At 40.4% G+C, this 20593-nt stretch carries 14 protein-coding genes; 11 read left to right on the top strand and 3 right to left on the bottom strand.

Translation table 11 applies throughout. The annotated features are described in order from the left end of the window. Window positions 1-65: 65 nt before the first annotated feature. The 5 genes from DBR11_RS11860 to DBR11_RS11840 all read left to right on the top strand — a co-directional run bounded on the left by DBR11_RS11860 (window position 66) and on the right by DBR11_RS11840 (window position 6111). Window positions 66-452, top strand: coding sequence for a hypothetical protein (locus DBR11_RS11860; RefSeq protein WP_108552874.1), 387 nt, complete (start codon window positions 66-68; stop codon window positions 450-452). A 75-nt stretch (window positions 453-527) separates the two neighbouring features. Then, the gene (locus DBR11_RS11855; protein WP_108552872.1) at window positions 528-734 is read left to right on the top strand and encodes a hypothetical protein; all 207 of its coding nucleotides are present in this window, start codon (window positions 528-530) and stop codon (window positions 732-734) included. A 229-nt stretch (window positions 735-963) separates the two neighbouring features. Beyond that, complete coding sequence (locus DBR11_RS11850) at window positions 964-2712, top strand: hypothetical protein (protein ID WP_108552870.1); 1749 nt, start codon at window positions 964-966, stop codon at window positions 2710-2712. Window positions 2713-2734: 22 nt separating this feature from the next. Continuing rightward, window positions 2735-5365: a hypothetical protein gene (locus tag DBR11_RS11845; RefSeq protein ID WP_108552868.1), complete on the top strand. Its 2631-nt coding sequence runs from the start codon at window positions 2735-2737 to the stop codon at window positions 5363-5365. Between the two features lie 8 nt (window positions 5366-5373). Beyond that, window positions 5374-6111 carry a hypothetical protein gene (locus DBR11_RS11840; protein WP_108552866.1) on the top strand — a complete coding sequence of 246 codons (738 nt, stop codon included), beginning with the start codon at window positions 5374-5376 and terminating at the stop codon, window positions 6109-6111. A 3-nt stretch (window positions 6112-6114) separates the two neighbouring features. Here DBR11_RS11840 and DBR11_RS11835 read toward each other — a convergent pair whose 3' ends face one another. From DBR11_RS11835 to DBR11_RS11825, 3 genes are all read right to left on the bottom strand, one after another. Continuing rightward, on the bottom strand, window positions 6115-6726 hold the full coding sequence (locus DBR11_RS11835) for a response regulator transcription factor (RefSeq protein WP_108552864.1): 612 nt from the start codon (window positions 6724-6726) through the stop codon (window positions 6115-6117). A 1-nt stretch (window position 6727) separates the two neighbouring features. Continuing rightward, on the bottom strand, window positions 6728-8497 hold the full coding sequence (locus DBR11_RS11830) for a histidine kinase dimerization/phosphoacceptor domain -containing protein (RefSeq protein WP_108552862.1): 1770 nt from the start codon (window positions 8495-8497) through the stop codon (window positions 6728-6730). 148 nt (window positions 8498-8645) lie between these two features. Continuing rightward, window positions 8646-9389, bottom strand: a complete 744-nt coding sequence (locus DBR11_RS11825) for an SRPBCC family protein (RefSeq protein WP_108552860.1) — start codon at window positions 9387-9389, stop codon at window positions 8646-8648. Between the two features lie 268 nt (window positions 9390-9657). Between DBR11_RS11825 and DBR11_RS11820 the strand changes: the two genes are divergently transcribed. The 6 genes from DBR11_RS11820 to DBR11_RS11795 form a co-directional block, all read left to right on the top strand. Next, complete coding sequence (locus DBR11_RS11820) at window positions 9658-12393, top strand: TonB-dependent receptor (RefSeq protein ID WP_108552858.1); 2736 nt, start codon at window positions 9658-9660, stop codon at window positions 12391-12393. Between the two features lie 230 nt (window positions 12394-12623). Beyond that, window positions 12624-14087 carry an APC family permease gene (locus tag DBR11_RS11815; RefSeq protein WP_108552856.1) on the top strand — a complete coding sequence of 488 codons (1464 nt, stop codon included), beginning with the start codon at window positions 12624-12626 and terminating at the stop codon, window positions 14085-14087. Between the two features lie 927 nt (window positions 14088-15014). Further along, window positions 15015-17750 carry a TonB-dependent receptor gene (locus DBR11_RS11810; RefSeq protein WP_108552854.1) on the top strand — a complete coding sequence of 912 codons (2736 nt, stop codon included), beginning with the start codon at window positions 15015-15017 and terminating at the stop codon, window positions 17748-17750. A gap of 58 nt (window positions 17751-17808) precedes the next feature. Further along, window positions 17809-18567, top strand: coding sequence for a hypothetical protein (locus DBR11_RS11805; protein ID WP_108552852.1), 759 nt, complete (start codon window positions 17809-17811; stop codon window positions 18565-18567). A gap of 372 nt (window positions 18568-18939) precedes the next feature. After that, entirely contained in the window at window positions 18940-19140 is a 201-nt protein-coding gene (locus tag DBR11_RS11800; protein WP_108552850.1) for a hypothetical protein, read from the top strand. 302 nt (window positions 19141-19442) lie between these two features. After that, the coding region (locus DBR11_RS11795) for a TlpA disulfide reductase family protein (protein WP_146186514.1) at window positions 19443-20593 on the top strand (1151 nt) is incomplete at its 3' end.

Below are 20593 nucleotides of genomic sequence, written 5' to 3'. Positions count from 1 at the left end.
TCAGAGGGCTCTGAAGTAGTTTTAGGACAGTTTAAAAAACAAGATAAAAGTAAATTTATTTACGGATGAAAAATAAAATTAACCTCGTTGGTGTAACCAGAAAAATGGTTACGGAATTGGATATCCACGAACAGCGGAAGCTGGAAGAAGTTTTAGGAGAGATCATTGAACAGGCAAAAAAGGAATGCGCTCTTCGTACTTGTCTCGATCCTGATCTGGCTGAGACGCTTGTTAAAGGCCTATTGAAAGATTTGAAATTTTCTATCGCTACACTACGGGAGGAAAAGGTCAAATTGAAAAAGATCAAGTTTATCAATGCACTTGATTTTAGGAAAATGATGTCTCTTGGAAAAGTGATTCATATATTGGAGGAGCATCAGAATGTCTTTACCAAGATGTTAATTGAAAAGGTTGCGCCAGATGAAAACCGGTCAACACTTGGGTCGGGTTAACGCATTAAACCTTAATGGGTTTCGTTTGTTTTAATTCCAACAAAACTATTCGTATAAAAAACAAAACAAGAACCTATGAAAACTCAGGAAGTGAAAAACAACAATTTTAATGCAGGTGAGTTGCCTGTAAGTTCGGCTCGTGGTCCGCTTAAAAGCCATGAAGACAAGCGTGAGCATAATATAGACAACAATATCAGCATTAAAGAGACAAGGGAAGGCAAGCAGGTTGAAAGTCATCCTGATCATGATGATGACGGAACACCATTCTGTAACATGGACTAAAAACAATCCCGAAGCTGCATGGCCGCGACTCCGGGAATTGAATTTAGATTACAAACGAATTACAAAGATCTCTTCCGGGAGTTATAAAAAAAGGTATTATAGCAGAAAAAACTGGTATAATAGCTTCACATAAGCTCGCTTCCAATAATTTAAAAATAGGACCCCGGGGTCTCTATTAACACATTTCGACCCCATATATATTTGCTTAGTTACAGTTAATTCATTTTAAATGAGAAACAAAAACATAGGCTTGGGTCAATATGATATGGTTTTGGCCGTTTCAGAGAACAAAATCAATTTCGAAATTAAACAATTGCTCAATAGAGGCATTATAGACCGGAAATGGCAATTTCTTGCTGATGGTAAGGGGAAATACAGCTTAAATCAGGCCGACCAAAAATTTGAGGAGGCTAAACGGGCCTGGTTGACCCTGGATAGTTTGTTCAAGCAGTTGGCTCAACTGAAGGCCGATTTGCAGGACAAGCAAGATCAATTGGACGACTCGGAGGGAGAAGAGCGTATCCAACTCAGAATAGAGCGTAATGACATTAAGGACGCCATTAAAGAACTGGAGGATCAAATAAAAATCAGTTCAAAGTATGAGATATTGGTAGATGCCATTTTGGATGCGCCCATGATTACTTTGTTGAAGGACAGCAATACGGAAGTGTTGTTTAAACTTCCGATTAAAGAAGGGAGGTTTTATTACATCGACAAAGGGTGTATTAAAGAATGTAACCTCGAAAATAAATCCTATGCGTTCCGGGTTCCTATTGGTAAATTGAGAATAGACGAAAAGTCTATGTTTCTTTTGGACGGAGCATCCCGTACAGAATTAAGGGAGGGCGGATTTAATGATACTGATTTCACAGTGAGTTCCATACTTCTTGATTTTGAGAAGGCAAATGTATCGCAGTACAGCCTTAAAGATAGCGTTTTGCCTGCAGATATTGGAGATCGGACCACTTTGCAGGTTGCCGTCATTAATTATTTCAAAAATCTGGAAACTGACAAAGATAGCCCTTATGTATTGGGCTATGCCATCAATAAAAAAAAGCTGGCAGAGAGAGAAAAATCACTCCTGTATCCAACAGGTACGTCTTATTCTACATCCCAGAGCAATATAGCCAGGGCGCCGGCCTTTAACTTTTTAATGCTGACGGAAAAACATCTCTTTCCGGCAGCTCCTTTAGGTGGAAGAATAGACAGAAGCCTGATAGAAGAAGCGTTAGACAAGACTTCTACAGTAAGTGGTGTGATTGCCCTTGACTTTGGAACATTTGCTGATAATTATCTGAAAGAAATTGACAGTTCTATAGAAAATGCTTTTAAAGATGCACTGACCGATTTGGACAGGGTGGCCTCAAGTGATGAATCTGAAATTAAGCTCAAATATCTGGAGAAAGGAATCAATATGGATTTTACGATCAAAAGGAAGGAAATTAAAAATGATGCGGATAAAAAATCCATTTCTCTGCGGTATGATATCTTAATTAAAGCCAATGCGCATGAGGAAGTGTCTGCAGTAGTTGGTTCGGTAGGTGTGAACCGTAAATTCTCGACCAGTGGCAAATATGAATTTAACGGATACAAAGGCGCACCTGGCAAAATTGTAATTAAGCTAATCGCTTCTGCACAAGGTAACATTGAAATGAAAGATGAATATACCCCTCCGTTAATTGGAATGGATACCGAAGAACTGGAATATAAGAGTGGTGTTGATGAGGCATGGCTGTCTTTCTCCAATATATTCAATTCTTTGGCCAAAGAACAAAAGAAAAATACGGGTAAATTTTTAGGAAATATCGGACTGGCTTTCAAACAGGTAAATTTCAGTGCGCTTAATAATTTCTCTAATAAAGTGGTCTTGCCGGGATCTAATGTCTATACCTTCAAAAACATACGTTTGCTTAACGGCAAATTGGATGAATCAGATGCTGTACTGTTTGATATCTCCTATGCCGAAGCAACAGTCTAAATTATAATCCAGCTATTTAAATATGGAAGATCTATTTTTTACAAATAAGAACCGCAGTAAGGTGTCTTTAGGATACCAGTGCGAGTTTATGGAAAACTATGTGGCAGAGAGCACCGTGGATGCTGGAAAAGGAATTAAATCACTAAAGATCGGCAGTGATGGTTCGGTCATTTTTTTTATCAGTAAATCAGGTGTGCTTACCGCGATCATCAGGTCTGATGGCAGTGATTCAGGCTGGGGGATCGCAGAACTTTCTGCCAAGGGTTTCCAGACGCAAAGCTTCGATTTTGATTATGATCAAGTGAAGGGGACTTTCAGGCTTTGTTACAGCCAGCGTAAGGATCAGCAGTCTGAATTACTGGTTTCTGATGAGCTGGAGTTGAATGAAGCACATCTGGAAAAACTGAATACGGTGTTGAAATACCGATATAAGCACCTGGATTTTCCGGCAAGAACTATAAATCATATCACAATGGACCAAAGAGGGGTTTTATTCAGCTCTCTTTTAGCAGGCACAGATGCTACTTACCATTATTTTGAATACAAGGATGAGCCTTCCAATTTTACCTTGCCTGAAAATACGAAGCAAGTGAAACAACTTTCTGTTGGGCGTATTTATGGATCATATGGTGTATTTATCCTTTATGATATGAGAAAGGAAAGGACTATGCTTTTTCAAGGCTTTCCTGATGCACCAGGAGAGGAGATTTCACAATACAGATTTGAAACCGGCGGCGACATCAGCTGTTTTGATTTGTTGGGAAACACACAAGGTGACCATATCTTGTATGTAGCCGGACAAGGGATATACAAATTTGACGCTCCTGATTCCGGAAGGGAAGAGGTGGCGGCAAAAGACCGGAATTATGCCAAGATAGATGTTTCGGCTCATGACGCTGATGTAACGGTGTGGGCATTGGACCAGCAGTCAAAATCCTTGTATTATTTAACCAATACTTTTCAAACCTTAGATAAAGAAGGTTTACCGGGTAAGACCATACGGCGCTGGACTTATCCATTGAAAATGCACGAGCATATGGATGAATTTTCTGCAATTAAGGGTAAGAATTTCACCAATCAATTGTTTTTGTTTACAGACCAGGACAATTCAGGTAACCCGGGCCTGGTACAATTTTGGCAAGATGCGGTGAGCAAAAACTGGCAGGAACATGAGGTGAATATTGCCAACCTGAATAAAACAGTAAAAATAAACAGCTATTCTATTGACCTGCATTTCACGAATACTTCAGCACCAATTTCTGATCAGATTCATATCTCCAGCAAAGAAAACAGGATTTTATACGTGAATAATAAGAAATATTTTCTGTCGCCGGGCAGCAAGATCAGTCTGGATTTTACAGATTACATCAATATTGTTTTTCCGATAGACTCCATTGCTGCAGCACCTGTTCATATTGATGCGGCTTTCCTGGATGAACCATTGGTGGTTGATCTGAGCAGGGGTGTTCAGGAAAAGATGAAGGAAAAAATCAAGTCTGGAAAAGACCTCGCGGCTGCCAGAAAACAAGATGGGACGCCTTTGATTTCTGGAAATTACGATGCGGATACACTGGATCAACTGGCAGCGGCAATTTCTCTTACTGCAAATGCGGCGGTACAACTGGATAACAAGTCGGCTGGCGGTATTTCTTTGCCTGCCCGTAGTGCTTATGGCTTTTCTGAAGAGAGAGGTTATACCATTGGAGATATTTTATACAGTATCAAAAAGGGCTTTATAGAGGTCAGTTCTTTTATCATCAATAAGGTAAAGGAGGGCGTGCAGCTGGTGTTAGAAATTGGGGGTAAGGTATTGAAATGGATTGCCAATACGGCAAAAGATGCTTTAGCCTTTATGGAAAGACTTTGGGAGAATACCAAAGTGTTTTTTGACGATTTGGTAGAGTTCTTAGCGTTTTTGTTCAATTGGCAGGATATTGTGGATACGAAAGATGCATTGGTACTGACCACAAATGATTGTCTGGACGCCGTTATACCGCAAATTGAACAGTTCAGGAAATTTGTGGTGGAAAATATCAGGCAGCTGAAAAAGAGAATTACCATGGCCTCAGGTTTGGATGCGCTGGATCATGATCAGCTGAACGGTACTGTTGATGAACTCAATGCTTCAAAGGACATGCTCAAAGTGAGCCCGCCCGATTCGCGCACCAATTGGGTAAACAGCAAAAAGGAGGTGATGTTTGGTACTTCCGGGGTTGCTGCCACGGGCGTAGATACTGGTCCCTTAAAAAAATTGTCTGCTGATACGAATGATCCGAATTTGAAAAATATAACGGATTTGCTGCTCCGCTTTTTTAAAGGAGAGCTGTCTATCGGAGAATTTTTGAAAAGAATGGGCAAAATATTTTTAGATATTGCTTTTGACATGATAGAGGGTCTGGTTGATGGATTTTTTAATCTTTTAATAGAATCAATTGAATCCATCAAGCAATTGCTCAATGCGGCCATCCGGATTCCCATTTTATCGCCTATCTATTATGAGATTAGCGGAAAGGAGTTGAGTTTGTTAGATCTTACTTGCTTATTTATAGCCATTCCAACCACCATTGGCTATAAAATTGCGAATAAAGTTGCGCCTTTTACACAAATGTCTAAAGAAGCCTTTTCCCATCAGGTTGTTTCATCATTTAATTAACAGACGATATGGATACTACAATAACTACAAAAGAAACAGAAGGAACAGTATATCAGGATATTTTGAAATATATACATGTGGGCCTTAACATTACCTCCAACCTGCTTTACGCGATAGAAAAGGTGAAAAGATTACCCGAGATCGTAGCAGAAACGGTCTTGCCAGATTCGGTCATGGACCAGGCGGCAGAGGTGGTGGAAAAACAGACAGGTTTTGCGGGTACAGTCATATCGCTGATCAATGGATTGTCTTATGCGTTCAACGTAATTAAGTATTTATCGATTGTGGCTGAATTTCTGGAAGATCGTGAGGTTTGCTGTTGCTGCGGAAAAATAAAAAATGCGCCTACATGGGCCAAAACCATTATCCGGGGAATTGTCATTTTGCTCTTGTTGCGCCTTGCGCTGAAGGTATGGACCAAGCATAAAGATAAAATTGCCTTTTTACAGAAAAAAAATAAGGATTGGCGAAGGGCGACTTCTCTGGTGTCTAAAGGTGGAACCTTTCTTTATGGGATTTTTCAGGTGGTGTCCATGCTAAGGGCTCCTGAAATTTTAAAAGACCGTAAACTTTACATGATTTGTTCTGCTGTGAATTCTCTGACGGCTCCATTAGATATGGTGGGTATAGACAATCTGATATATAAGTCTGATGGTGGCACAGGTATAGCCTATACGGCGGTTTATGGTACCAAGGTTTTGGTGAAGCTTGGGCAAAGTGCCGGGCTTGTGATGCTTAAAGACTGATGACTAAGCTGTGCTGACGATCAGGTGGTGGTTTTTCAGCGACCAGGTTAAAAGAGCATTATTTTCTTCGTCTAATTGAAGTTTCCGGCAGATGCTGTGCCGGTAATTTTTTATGGTATAAGGACTCAGGTGGATCATAGCGGCAATTTCTTTGGTGGTTTTCTTTTGTGAAATGAGTTTTAATATGGTCAGTTCATTTGGGCTCAGGGTATCATTCATGTTTGCTTTGGAAGAACTGGAGGCCTCCTTTTCCTGGAGTTGTTTTACAACCGGGAGCAGTCCAGCATATAATCTGCTTTCATCCAGTGGCTTAATGATGTAATTGGCAGGTTTGAGTTCAAAGGCCCGGTTGATGGTTTGCATAGATTGATAGGAGGTAATGAATACCACTTCAAAAGCATGTGTTTTCTTCAATTGACGGATGAGTTCTATTCCGTCCAGTTTATCATTCAGCTTAATGTCGCAAAGGACCAGGTGGGGGCAAAATTCTGGAATCAGTTGCCGGACTTCGCTGATGGAAAGCGCAACGCGTGTTTCGGATGGATGATTGCTTTTAATTTGGTTTTCTATAAAGCGTGCAATAATAATTTCGTCTTCAATAATCAAAATACGCATGTTAACAGAAGTTTGGAAAAGTGAATAAATAGGTATATCCCGTTGTAGAGTTGACGGCAAGATTTCCTTTGAGCTGTCTGATCAGATCCTGTATTAAGGAAAGGCCCATAGACGGGCTGATATTGATGTTTTCTGTTCTGTTTCCATTGTCTTTGTAGGTAAAACGGAAATACCCTGCTCTTAAATGGATTTCTACCTGGATGGAAGGATTGGGGTGGTCGCCACTAAAAGCATGTTTAAAGGTGTTGGTGAATAGCTCTGTCAGGATAAGCCCAAAGGGCAACGCTATGCTTGCGGGGAAACTGAGTTCTTCGGAAATCCGGATGTCTATAGGTATCTGCTCTTTCGGATCATAGATGTATTGGATGTGCTGTTTGATTTCCTGGGCGAGTAACCTGACGGATATGGCTTGTTCTTGCTGATCTATGCTTAAATGTTCGTTAACCAGCATCATTGCTTTGATACGTCCGCGCATATCATTCAGCACTTGTTTGCCCTTTTCATTTTGCATCAGAGGGAGTTGCAGCGCGCTTAGGCTGTAGAGCATTTGGAGGTTATTTTTAACGCGGTGGTTCAGTTCGTCCATTAAAGTGCTGATCCGTGTTTTTTTCTCCAGGAGTTCTGTTTGCTTTTGGTTTAGTCCGGTGAGGAAAAGAATGGTGATGAGCAGGATAGTGACTTTTGAGATAATGGGTGCATAAACTAAACTTTGTTCACCAAAAATTACTGCACTTGCTACCAATACCATCACTCCGGTAACAAATACTAAAATGCCATAGATCAGGAAACGCTGGCTGGCATCTAATTTACGCCAGAGTGTAACCGTAGCAATGCCTATATAACTTAAATGGATAAGGGAGAAGGCCAGATTAATTTGGTTGGTAAGGAAGTAATTGGAGGTTAAATAGTTGTGCGTTACACAGAGTACAGAGAAAACGAGAACCACTTTGATCAGGAGATGTCCATAATGGTAAAGTTGAGGTGCCTTGCTTTTCATTTCCAAAAATTCAATCATGAGCAGATAAAAGCTAACGATTCCTACATGCAGAAAGACCAGCACCAATAACCAACCCGTTTCGGGATGCATAGGGAAGAAGAAGTCGATAAATGCGGGTTCGAGCGAGAAACAATACAGGCCGATGCTGACTATAAAAAGCATGACCCAAATGAAGGGTTTGTATTTGCTGATGAACCAGGAGAGGCCGGAGTAAATTAACAATACGGCTATTGCTCCCTGAAGCCAGAAATTGGTAAGTTCCAATGTACGGTTGTAGGAGAGGTAGGTGTTGGTGCTTTGTAGCAGGAAATCGTAGTTGGGGGGATATCTTTTTGTGTGTTTAATTTTTAGGATGACCTGGTAGGTGGCGCCTGGTAAAAACACAAGGTTAAAATGGAAACGGTCGTCGCCGCGGGTGATCTCGTTTTTTTTTCTGAAGGCTCCGGCTTTGTGGTGTAGTTTCAGTTTTCCGTTTTCAAACAGGTACAGATCAACAAAGGTGAGGTGGTTAAAGCTTAGGCAAAAATGGTTTTGATCCAGGTTTCCGGATGTTTTTAGGGTTGCTTTTAACCAAAATGTATCGTTGGGTCTGGAGAGGTGGAATTGATTTAATGATATAAGTTTTTGATCTTTAAGAGCTTTAAAAAATGGTTTTAAAGCGGTGGTGTGGTCTGCATTTGCGTTTGAAAGCAAGAGGGTATCGGCTTTGCTAACTATAGAGAAACATAGCAGTGCAATCAGGGAAATATATCGTGCGTAAACGGATGAGAGCATTTACAAATATGCAATTAAATTAAGATTTTGAAAATCATGATTTTTCAAATGTCATCACTATTGAAAATATATATTACTGATCGCGCTGAACCTTACAGGTTTTGAGGCTTGATCAGTAATATATATTTTCCTGGGTGTCAGACTGTGGTTAGCTGAAGGCTGGGGTAGACAGTCCTGCATATTGCCTGAATTCTGCGGCTTCTGCATAGTGCTTAAAGTTTTTGATGTCTTCACGGATCATGCTTTCGAATAGTCCATTGAACAGGGAGGTGATGCCTCTTCCTACGCTTCCAGCTGGTGGGAAATAGTCTATTTCTATATGCAGTTCTGTGCCAGTTCCATTCAGGGTGTCTTTAAATTCTACTTTCCCGCCGTTGTCAATTCTGGATCCTTCCAGTGAGTGCCAGCCCAGGTATTCACCGGGTTCTTCGCGGGTGATTTCTGCGCTCCAGCTCAGGTCTATCAGATCTCCTGGGGTATTGGTTGTCCACAAGGAGACGGTATCGCTGGTTTCTTCTACACTTTTGAGGTGTTTCATGAATTTTGGAAGGTTAGAAAGTTCTCTCCAGAAGGCGTATACTTTTTCTCTTGGTGCGTTAACCGTAATGGTGTCGCTAATGATGATGGCTTGTGGATCGCTGGTGTCTTTGCCAATCTTCCTGTAAACCGGACAGTTGCCGGTTGCGCCTCTGTAGAGCAGGAGTCCACTTGCCGCGGCCACCTGAAGGCCGATCAGTGGATGCTTTCTCATGTTTTTCAGGCTTTCAAAAAGGAGCCATCCTCCTGTGAGTATGGAAACGACTCTTTCGCCCTGATCGATGTTTTCTTTTCCTGTTGGTTCGGTGAGCAGTGATTTTGCCCGGTCAAGGAGTTTGTTACTTAGTGCGTTCATAGGATGTTGTTTTTTAAGATGAACAAAGCCTGTGAATATTGGTTTTGAGTAATTTGAAAATAGGCTTTACTGATATCGCTGAATCTTACAGGTTCTTAGGCTTGATCAGTAAAGCCTATTTTCTTGGGTGGTAACCGGGCCGGGTATTTAAGCAGGGGGGGCTTGACGAATAAGAGAAAAAATGGCGCTATCTAGCTATTGTTGGGCATGGCCTGGTAAAATAATTTTGTAGCAGAAAAAAAAACTTTTAGAAAGTGAATAAAGATATATGAGAAAACAATTATTATGCATGTTGCTTGGGCTTTTTATCCTCCCAATAGGCTCTTTTGCACAAAGCCTTATAAAGGGTAAGGTGACCACATTAAAAGGTGAGGGGATCATAGCAGCTTCTGTTATGGAAAAAGGAACAAACAAGGGAACTCTTACTGATGTGGATGGAAATTTCCAGCTTTCAGCTTCTGATCATGGAATTTTAATGATCAGTGCTATCGGATATGAAACCAAAGAAGTATTGGTAACCACTGGAGTGATGACGGTCACCTTATCCGATAACGTACAGACTTTGGGGGATTTTGTGGTGGTGGGCACCCGCGGTAAAGCCCGCTCTTCCGTTTTAACACCGGTTCCGGTTGACGTGATCAAGATCAATCAGGTGAATATGCCTACCGCCAAAATGGATTTAACGTCAATTTTAAATTCGGCCTCACCGTCTTTCAACTTTACGAAACAAAGTGGGGCGGATGGTTCAGATCAAATGGACCTGGCTACGCTTAGGGGCTTAGGACCGGATCAGACATTGGTGCTGGTCAATGGCAAACGCCGTCATCAGACAGCATTTATTACGATATTTGGAACCAGGGGACGAGGCAATTCGGGAACGGATTTAAATGCCATTCCGGAGTCTTCCATAGAACGCGTTGAAATTTTACGTGACGGGGCATCAGCACAGTATGGATCGGATGCTATTGCAGGGGTGATCAACTTAATATTGAAAAAGGACGTTGGTGTTCTGAATGTAAACGCAGGTTATGCAGGTTATTATGATCCAAGAAACAATACGCATTATGGTAAAGAACTTGGCCAGTATCGCCAGGGTGGCGCAATTGATGGTAATGCATTTTCTTTGGGCACCAATTACGGGCTTGCACTTGGCAAAAACAATGGGTTTATTAATTTTTCCGGAGATTTTTTAATCAGTGGGAAGACCTTCAGGCAAAATTTGAATACAGATTTAAACTCGAAAGATGGTTTGCCAGTTAATACCGTGAGAAGATCTACCGGAGACGGATCAGGAACTTCTGGTGGATTGATGTACAATATGGAATTGCCTATTGCAAATACAAAAACAACTATATATTCATTTGGTGGTGGCAATATAAAAGCTTCTGAGGCTTATGCATTTACCAGAAATTTATCAGACGGATTGGAGCGCTTCCCAGATGGAGTTGCGGGGAATCCAATTCTACAAACTACATCAGATGGGGAGATCTATTATGATCCCATTATACAGACTAAAATCCAGGATCTTTCTTTCGCGGCAGGTATAAAAGGCGTATGGGGTAATGATTGGAACTGGGACTTAAGCAATACGCTGGGACGTAACAATTTTCATTTTTATGGGGACCAGACTTTTAATGCTTCCCTTGGTGCGGGTAAGACTCATTTTGATGACGGCGGTTTTTCATTTTTGCAGAATACGGTTAACTTCAATTTGAGCAAAGCAATTCCAGCTGTTGCATCGGGATTAAATGTGGCTTTTGGCTTAGAGCACAGGTATGAAAATTATAAAATTTATGCCGGAGAAAAAGATTCCTATTCAAATTATAACGTTGATAAAGCTACAGGGGCTCAGGGTTTTCCAGGATATCAGCCGTCTGATGAGGTCAATGCAGGCCGATCTAATGTTGCAGCTTATGTAGATGCAGAATTAGACGCGACCAATAAATGGCTTATAGGGCTTGCTGTGAGGGCAGAAAATTATAGTGATTTTGGTTTTACAAGCAATTATAAGCTGGTAACCCGTTACAGACTAACCAATAATTTTAATGTTCGGGGATCGATCAGTACAGGGTTCCGTGCACCCTCATTGCAACAGATTAATTATAGCAATACCTTAACCAACATCCAGAGCGGCAGTCTTTTTGAAGTCAGGCTTGCCCCGAATTACAGTCCTATTACCAGGGCAGCCGGAATTCCAGACCTGAAACAGGAGAAGTCTGTGAACACAAGTTTAGGCTTTTCCTGGAAACCTGCACCTGCAATTACAGTAACCTTAGATGGTTATCGCATCAATATTAAAGATAGGGTAGTATTATCTGGTCAGTTTGATGAAAGTATTCCGGCTTTAAAGCCGATCTTGAACGAGCTTAATGTAGCTCAGGCACAGTTTTTTGCAAATGCAATCAACACCACAAATTATGGTTTGGACTTGGTGGTAGATTATACGAAACGGTTTGATAACAAAAGTTTCAAAGTCTTATTTACAGGAAATTTAAACCACCTCAACGTTGATAAAATCAATATTCCAGCGGCTTTAAATGGTTCTTATCAAAATCAGCAGGCATTTTTTAGCGACAGGGAGCAGGCCTTTATCAAAGCATCGGCACCTCCCATAAAATTAGGCTTAAACTTAGATTACGGTTTTGGCAACTGGATGGTTGGAACGCATTTCCTGTATTATGGCAAAATTTCGCTTTTGGGTCGCGGCTATGCAAATACCTATCCGCCATTAGTTGCGCTGGATAACGATCCGGGCAAAACAGTTTTAGAACAGTTTAACTATTCAGGTAAAATGGTAACCGATATTTATGCATCATATAAGATCTCCAAAAGGCTGACGGTATTTTTTGGGGCGGATAATGTGTTTAATATTCACCCAGATTATGCTTATGTACAAGGCGCAAAGCTTTCAGCCTATGACAGTGAAACAGGCGGGGCCTGGGATGCCGTTCAAATGGGCTTCAATGGCCGCAGACTATTCACCAAACTTGCCTTTAATTTCTAAAAGAATGAAATCTAATAAAGAGCTTTTGATTTCGTTCAAAAGCTCTTTATCAAATTATATATTAGACTTTATTATTTCTGTTTGCCGATTCCATATTAATATATTTTGTACCCTGAATGGGAATGTGGTTTAAAATCTAGGACTAACTAATCTATTTGGGCTATGGAGAACTTAACGCCAGCAGTAATCCAAATATTCGATATAGAAAAATCCTTCATTAAACAAACTAAATGAAAAAAGAAAGTCAAGAGGGCTCTTTCAAAAGAGAACTTGGGTTATTAGATGGTACCATGCTTGTCGTAGGATCAATGATTGGTTCTGGTATTTTTATTGTCAGTGCAGATATTGCCAGGCAAGTCGGATCGGCAGGTTGGCTCATCGTGATTTGGGTGCTCACCGGATTGGTTACAATGATCGCCGCAGTGAGCTACGGAGAATTGAGTGCCATGTTTCCTAAATCAGGAGGGCAGTACATTTACCTGAAAGAGGCCTATAATAAACTGATTGCTTTCCTATATGGCTGGAGTTTTTTTTCGGTGATGCAGACAGGTAGCATTGCTGCAGTAGGGGTAGCTTTTTCCAAATTCGCCGCTTATTTATATGAACCATTAAGTGATACCAATGTTCTTTGGCAATTGCAAACGGGAAGAGCAGTGAATAGAACACCAGAATATTTCTCTTTGAATGCCGCGCAAATGGTGTCTATTGTCACCATTGTTTTCCTGACCTATCTCAATAGCAGGGGGGTAAAAGATAGCAAGGCCCTGCAAACTTTCTTAACCATCATTAAAATATTATCACTTTTTGGCTTAATCGTCTTTGGTTTTACACTGGGAGCGAAGGCAGAAATATGGAATGCCAACTGGGCAGATGCCTGGAGCCTAAAATCAATGAATGTAGAAACGGGTTCCTGGATGACGATTGGAGGTTCCGTTCTTTTTGCAGCCATTTCCGCCTCTTTAGTGGGTTCCCTGTTTTCCAGTGATGCCTGGAATGGAGTAACCTTTATTGCCGGAGAAATTAAAAAACCGGAACGTAATGTTGGACTCAGCTTGTTTCTCGGTACTTTTATTGTCAGCGTGATTTATGTGCTTGCCAATTTGATGTATGTGGCCGTGATTCCAATGAATGACATTGCCACCGCCAAATCTGACCGTGTAGCTGTCGTTGCTGCCCAGCATATTTTTGGAAATGCAGGAACTGCTATCATCGCATTGATGATCATGATCTCTACTTTCGGCTGTAACAACGGGCTGATTATGGCAGGGGCAAGAGTTTATTATACCATGGCTAAGGACGGTTTGTTCTTTAAGAGAGCAGCCTCATTAAACAAAGCGGGCGTACCAGCCTGGGCCTCATGGATTCAATGTTTCTGGGCATCGGCTTTATGCCTTACTGGTAACTATGGCGCCCTGCTGGACTTTGTAATGATCATAGTGATGATTTTCTATATCCTGACCATTCTGGGAATTTTTTTATTAAGAAGAAAGATGCCCAATGCGGAACGTCCATACCTTGCTTTCGGGTATCCGGTTTTACCGATGTTATACATCATCTTTGCCACGGTTTTTTGTGTGTCTTTATTGATCACTAAAACGAGTACCTGTGGTTGGGGGGTAGTGATTATGCTGGCTGGGATTCCGGTTTATTATCTCACAAAACAGAAGGAGATAACAAGAGATCTTGTAAATTAAAGAATATCTAGTATTGCAGAGGTTATTATCAGTTAAGGCTTTATAGGGTCTCTATAGCCAACGCTATCCATAGTGATGGAGCGATGCATTAGCAAGCGGTGCAGGGGTGGTCTGCTACACTTAGGATGGGACCGGTAACGTGTGGGCTACGGGCTTCTTGGAATGCATGCCTTTTATACTTGAATTATTTAAGCTTAACAGAAATACAAACATTATGAAAACTGACAAAACAAAACTACTCATTTGGATCGTAATAGGGGTAATTTCCATCATATTTTGGACTATTATAGCCAACGGCTGCTTTAGATAAGTTTATGGTCTCGCTGGTTATTTCGCTGGGTAAGCGCTACGAATAGCCACCGCTTTTCGCTAGCCGTTTGGTGTTAAAGCTGGAAGTAAACCCCGACACCAAAACAGATCACCAGTTAGAGTGGGATCAAATTAACCGAATGTTTACTAGCCGTATTTGCAGAATGGCGCCGTAAATGGGAGCATACCAAATGCTTTTAGAAGTGCTGAAAGCTACCTAAAATAACAATCGCATCAGAGAAATAGGGTTTCACGCAAACTAGCTCCTGATAGGGTTATTTAATTCTTCGCTTAGATAAGATAGAATAAATTGTAACCTGATGTGTAGTGGGATAGGGTAAAATGGCGTCATCTAGCTATTGGCAGTCATATCAATTAGAAATAATTTTGCGGTGTAAAGTTTGGGGAAAGTTCAACTAGAAAATGATAGTTGATAACGCAATCCCGACTAACAAATTATCAATGAATAAAATACCTTCAAATCCAATTCAGCCTTTGGCTACCATGCCATTCTTTCAAGCGCAGGGGCGATTGTAAACTCAATAGTTAGATGTTTACCCTACTAAATATGCTGAGGATTTACAAAAAATTGGTAACAAAAAATTATTTTAAATATATATGAAAAAACAATTACTGTGCATTTTACTTGGAATTTTTATATTCCAGGCACCCTCTTTTGCACAAAATCTTATAAAAGGTAAGGTTACCACATTGAAGGGAGAAGGTATCATCTCCGCTTCTGTGATGGAAAAAGGGACAAACAGGGGAACCCTTACTGATGTGGATGGAAATTTCCAGATTTCAGCATCGGATAAAGGAACTTTAATTATCAGTGCCATCGGATATGAAACCAAAGAAGTATTGATAACACCTGGAGTGATGACGGTCACCTTATCGGAAAGCGTGCAAAATTTGGATGGTTTTGTAGTGGTTGGTACCCGAGGTAAGGCCCGTTCTTCGGTCCTGACGCCTGTTCCGGTTGATGTAATCAAGATCAATCAGGTGAACATGCCTACAGCAAAAATGGATTTAACTTCAATTTTGAACTCGGCTTCACCGTCTTTCAATTTCACCAAACAAAGTGGATCAGACGGTGCGGATCAAATAGATTTGGCTACGCTTAGGGGATTAGGGCCAGATCAGACATTGGTTTTGGTAAATGGCAAACGCCGTCACCAGACAGCTTTTGTTGCTGTAAATGGATCTAGAGGAAGAGGTAATTCGGGAACAGATTTAAATGCGATCCCTGTGGCTTCTATAGATCGTGTGGAGATTTTACGTGATGGGGCATCGGCACAATATGGATCTGATGCTATTGCGGGGGTGATCAACTTAATATTGAAAAAGGATGTGGGGACTTTAAGTGTTAACGCAGGTTATGCGGGTTATTATGATCCAAGAAACAATACACATTATGCAAAAGCGCTTGGCCAGTATCGTCATGGTGGAGCAATTGATGGGAATACATTTTCTTTAGGTACTAACTATGGTGTCGCGCTTGGTAAGAACAATGGTTTTATTAATTTCTCCGGAGATTTTTTAACCAGTGGTAAGACCTTCAGGCAAAATTTGAATACAGATTTAAACTCGGAAAATGGTTTGCCAATTAATAGGGGCAGAAGATCTACGGGAGATGGATCAGTAACTTCAGGTGGATTGATGTACAATATGGAATTGCCTATTGCAAATACCAAAACGGTTATCTATTCATTTGGCGGAGGCAATATAAAAACTTCCGAAGCTTATGCCTATTCAAGAAATTTATCAACTCGGCCAGAACGTTTTCCAGATGGAGTGACAGGGAATCCGATTCTACAAACCACAGTGGATGGTGAAACCTATTTTGATCCCATCATACAGACCAAAATCCAGGATCTTTCTTTCGCCGCAGGAGTAAAAGGGGTATGGGCTAAAGATTGGAACTGGGACTTGAGCAATACGCTGGGACGTAACAATTTTCATTTTTATGGCGATCAGACTTTTAACGCTTCCCTTGGTACTGCTAAAAATCACTTTGATGATGGCGGCTTTTCATTTTTGCAAAATACCGTTAACTTCAATTTGAGCAAAGCAATACCAACTTTTGCATCGGGATTAAATTTGGCTTTTGGCTTAGAGCACAGGTATGAAAATTATAAGATTTATGCCGGAGAAAAGGATTCCTATTCAAATTATAACCCTGGTAAGGCCACAGGTTCCCAAGGCTTTCCAGGTTACCAGCCAGCCGATGAGGTCAATGCAGGCAGAACCAATGTTGCCGCCTATGTGGATGCAGAATTGGATGTTACCGATAAATGGCTAATAGGTGTTGCGCTACGTGCAGAAAATTATATTGACTTTGGTTTTACAAGTAATTATAAGCTGGCAACCCGCTATAGACTGAACAACAATTTTAATGTTCGTGGATCGATAAGCACCGGATTCCGGGCACCTTCCTTACAACAGATTAACTATAGCAATAGTTTTACAAGTGTTCAGGGGGGCAAGCTTTTCGAAGTGAGGCTTGCCCCGAATTACAGTCCTATTACCAGGGCAGCCGAAATTCCAGACCTGAAACAGGAGAAGTCTGTGAACACAAGTTTAGGCTTCTCCTGGAAACCTTCTTCAGCAGTTACCGTAACCTTAGATGGTTACCGTATCAATATTAAAGATAGAGTGGTGTTATCTGGTCAGTTTGATGAAAGTATCCCGTCCTTAAAACCGATATTGAACCAGCTCAGTGTAGCCCAGGCTCAGTTTTTCGCAAATGCAATCAATACCACAAATTTTGGCCTGGACTTGGTTGTAGATTATACCAAACGGTTTGAAAATAAAAGCATTAAGGTTTTGTTTACCGGAAATTTAAATCGCTTAAACATCGATAAGATTAACGTTCCATCCGCGTTAAATAGTTCCTATCAAAGTCAACAGGCATTTTTTAGTGACAGGGAGCAAGCGTTTATTAAGGCATCTGCGCCTCCTGTAAAACTAGGCTTAAATTTAGATTATGGTTTTGGTAACTGGATAATTGGAACGCATTTCCTGTATTATGGCAAAATTTCCCTTTTAGGTTATGGCTACGCAAATAGATATCCGCCATTAGTTGCATTGGATAATGACCCGGGCAAAACCGTTTTAGAGCAGTTTAACTATTCAGGTAAAATGGTGACCGATATTTATGGATCTTACAAGATTTCTAAAAGGATAATATTATTCTTTGGTGCGGATAATGTATTTAATATTCACCCTGACTATGGTTATGTAAAAGGTGCGAAGCTATCCGCATACGACGGCGAAACAGGAGGTGCATGGGATGCCGTTCAAATGGGCTTCAATGGCCGTAGACTATTTACCAAAATCGCTGTTAATTTCTAAAGAATGGAATTAGTGGTTATCAGTTCACATAATTTTAATGATCTAATCTACTCAATCAATGAAAGTAATTGAAGAAATTAAACAAATTAAAGACCTTACAGATTCTGAAATAGAAAATATATTTGTATTGGTACAGGCTCATTATGTAGATGCTACATATGTTGTGACAATGAGTTTGAAACACAACAATATAATTTATCTATTAAAAGATGGTTGTAACAATATTCTAAGTTTCTTTATGGTGGCTTGGGAGAAGCATAAAATACAGTCCGTAGAAAGAGATGTTGTCTATTTGGGGTTTAATTGTACAAGTCAAAACCACCAGGGGGAAAATTTTTCATTAAGGCTGAACTATAATATCGCCGTTGATGGATATAATTACCAACAAAAAAACAATAACAAGCTAATAGTTTATTGTAGAACGGCAACTCCTATCATATTATTGTTACTGCCAAAAATATGGGATAATGTTAAACCTGATTTGGATGGTAATTACAATAAGAATGATGAAAATATAATTGAAAGCCTAAAAAAATCAAGCGGATTGGATAAATTTTCTACTGATCATCCATACGTGTTAAAAGGAGTTACCGCTAACACACAGTATTCCGTAAGGGAGAAGGCCCGACAGAACGAATGTGAATTAAAAAATGACATAAAAACATTTGAAAAACTTAACATTGATGAATCGAACGGCGACAGGTTACTGATAACTTGTGAGATACCTTCGAAATCAAAATTAGACAGAATAAAATCAAAATTGGCAGAGCTTTCGACCTGTGACGGAGAAACAAGTGGTACAGGTGACGCAATGTAAATGGCCTTTAGTGGCCGTAGGCTTTATACCATCGCTGGAATCTGCATTAAAATTGGTCATCCAGTGGTAGAAAAAATCCTTCAAAACAATCCAAAATATAAAGAGCAGATACCTAATGGTAATTAAATAAATATGCCTGGATAAAGAGTGTTTCGCTTTCATTAAGAGGCTTTATTTCGATTTGTAATAAATAGTATTCTTTTGTTGCCGGCAAAAAGTCAAGTTGTTTAACGTCCCAGAAAATCATCGTAAAATGGCGCTATTTAGCTATTGGCTTGCACGGTATGGGAAAATAACTTTGTAGTATACATTTATTAAAATAATCAAATAAAATTAAGGACTGATTATTAGGGCTTTAATTTTACTACTATAATGAAACACAATAAAAAGCATTCAGATACAAGCGAGGGAAATTTTCAGATTACATTTTCTGATAAAGGAACACCAAATAGCGCAATAGGATCTGAACCCGATAAAGATGAGGTAACAAATGTTGTACCGGCTAAAGGTAAAAGCGATACTGCTTGGATACATGCTTTTCAATTAATGGCTCTTAATGGGAGAGTAGGATAGTAGAAATCTATAACCGCTACAACAAACTATTGTACTAGTCAGTAGTTACAGGTACAGTATCAGATAAAGACAACACCACCTTGATTGGTGTTACAGTTAGTGTTGGAGGTAAAAATGTAATAAGCCCTGTATTACAATCGGCAAATAATTTGAGTGAGGTTCAGGTAATAGGCTACGGATCTGTGAAAAAGATTTCAGTAAAGGCCCGCTCATTGCACCTGACCAACTTTACAGGGTAAGCCTGGCTTAACTGATAATCCATAATTCGAAACCTATATTATTAAACAAATAAAAAACAAACTATGAGAAGATTATTATTTATTCTGTCCTACGTGCTTGTAACGCATATAGCGTGTTCACAGAAAAAAGATGCGGGCTATACCTATACAGTGAAAGGCAAGATCGAGGGTATCCCAACCGGGAAACTCTTTTATTCCACTGGTGAAGGTGACGATATGAAAGTTAAACCTGTTCAAACCGATGCGAATGGTGCATTTGAATTCCGGGATACTGCAAAAGGAAATGTTCTGGAGGTTGGAGCGCTGATGGATCTGTCTCAGGATACCTATTTTAATGGCGGGGCCTCAATGGGGGTACGTCTGCGCCTTTTTGTGATGAATGGTGATGTTATAAATGTCAGCGGAACCCGAAAAGAATTTGAAGCGGCACAGGCTAGCGGCAATAAATATAATGAGCAGGCTATGGAGTACACTGCAAAAGTAAAAGACATTCTGATGAAACTCAGGGCGAGCTCCGATGCTATTCAGAAAATGATGCTTGCACAAGAAGCGGCGGATTCGCCTAATATGAAAAGGGAGGAAAATGAAACAGAGAAGTTGAATACCCAGAAGCGCGACATCACAATACAGTTTATCGAACAGCATCCGGATTACCCAATCAGTGTTTACCTGCTTTCAGACATTTCTGTTTCTGTGGACATGGACGAACTTAAGCACCTTTATGGTAAACTGGACGGCAATATAAAAAGTTTGCCGATAGTAAAAGATATAGAAAAGCAGATAAATGATACTCAGTACGAGGGATTGACCGAGGCGGGCCTCGTTGCTCCAGATTTTGTAAAAAAGGATATGGACGGCAAAACCATCAGGCTCTCCGATTACAAGGGTAAATATGTGCTCCTGGATTTTTGGGGGTCATGGTGTGGTCCCTGCCGGGCAAGTCACCCACATTTAAAAGAAATGTATGAGCAATATAAGCAGGATGGTCTTGTGATCATTGGAGTAGCGGAAGAAAGAACAAAGAACAAGACGGCATGGTTAAAAGCCATTAAAGAAGATGGCCTTCCATGGATACAGATAATGAATGATGAAGGAAAAGAGAAGTCTGATATTGTTACGGTTTATAATATCAAGGGATTTCCAACAAAAATACTTATAGATAAAGAAGGTAAAATTATCTGGCGTTTTACTGGTACGGGCATGGCAGCTAGTAC

Origin of the sequence: Pedobacter sp. HMWF019 (genome assembly GCF_003061025.1) — a bacterium.
In the GTDB taxonomy this organism is placed as follows: Bacteria; Bacteroidota; Bacteroidia; order Sphingobacteriales; family Sphingobacteriaceae; genus Pedobacter.
The sequence above is the reverse complement of the archived record's forward strand: the minus strand, read 5'-3'. Positions and strand labels throughout refer to the sequence as shown.

Bases quoted from the DNA above. Each gene is read 5' to 3' on its own strand.
- DBR11_RS11860 (WP_108552874.1), top strand. From the start codon at position 66: ATGAAAAATAAAATTAACCTCGTTGGTGTAACCAGAAAAATGGTTACG.
- DBR11_RS11855 (WP_108552872.1), top strand. From the start codon at position 528: ATGAAAACTCAGGAAGTGAAAAACAACAATTTTAATGCAGGTGAGTTG.
- DBR11_RS11850 (WP_108552870.1), top strand. From the start codon at position 964: ATGAGAAACAAAAACATAGGCTTGGGTCAATATGATATGGTTTTGGCC.
- DBR11_RS11845 (WP_108552868.1), top strand. From the start codon at position 2,735: ATGGAAGATCTATTTTTTACAAATAAGAACCGCAGTAAGGTGTCTTTA.
- DBR11_RS11840 (WP_108552866.1), top strand. From the start codon at position 5,374: ATGGATACTACAATAACTACAAAAGAAACAGAAGGAACAGTATATCAG.
- DBR11_RS11835 (WP_108552864.1), bottom strand. From the start codon at position 6,726: ATGCGTATTTTGATTATTGAAGACGAAATTATTATTGCACGCTTTATA.
- DBR11_RS11830 (WP_108552862.1), bottom strand. From the start codon at position 8,497: ATGCTCTCATCCGTTTACGCACGATATATTTCCCTGATTGCACTGCTA.
- DBR11_RS11825 (WP_108552860.1), bottom strand. From the start codon at position 9,389: ATGAACGCACTAAGTAACAAACTCCTTGACCGGGCAAAATCACTGCTC.
- DBR11_RS11820 (WP_108552858.1), top strand. From the start codon at position 9,658: ATGAGAAAACAATTATTATGCATGTTGCTTGGGCTTTTTATCCTCCCA.
- DBR11_RS11815 (WP_108552856.1), top strand. From the start codon at position 12,624: ATGAAAAAAGAAAGTCAAGAGGGCTCTTTCAAAAGAGAACTTGGGTTA.
- DBR11_RS11810 (WP_108552854.1), top strand. From the start codon at position 15,015: ATGAAAAAACAATTACTGTGCATTTTACTTGGAATTTTTATATTCCAG.
- DBR11_RS11805 (WP_108552852.1), top strand. From the start codon at position 17,809: ATGAAAGTAATTGAAGAAATTAAACAAATTAAAGACCTTACAGATTCT.
- DBR11_RS11800 (WP_108552850.1), top strand. From the start codon at position 18,940: ATGAAACACAATAAAAAGCATTCAGATACAAGCGAGGGAAATTTTCAG.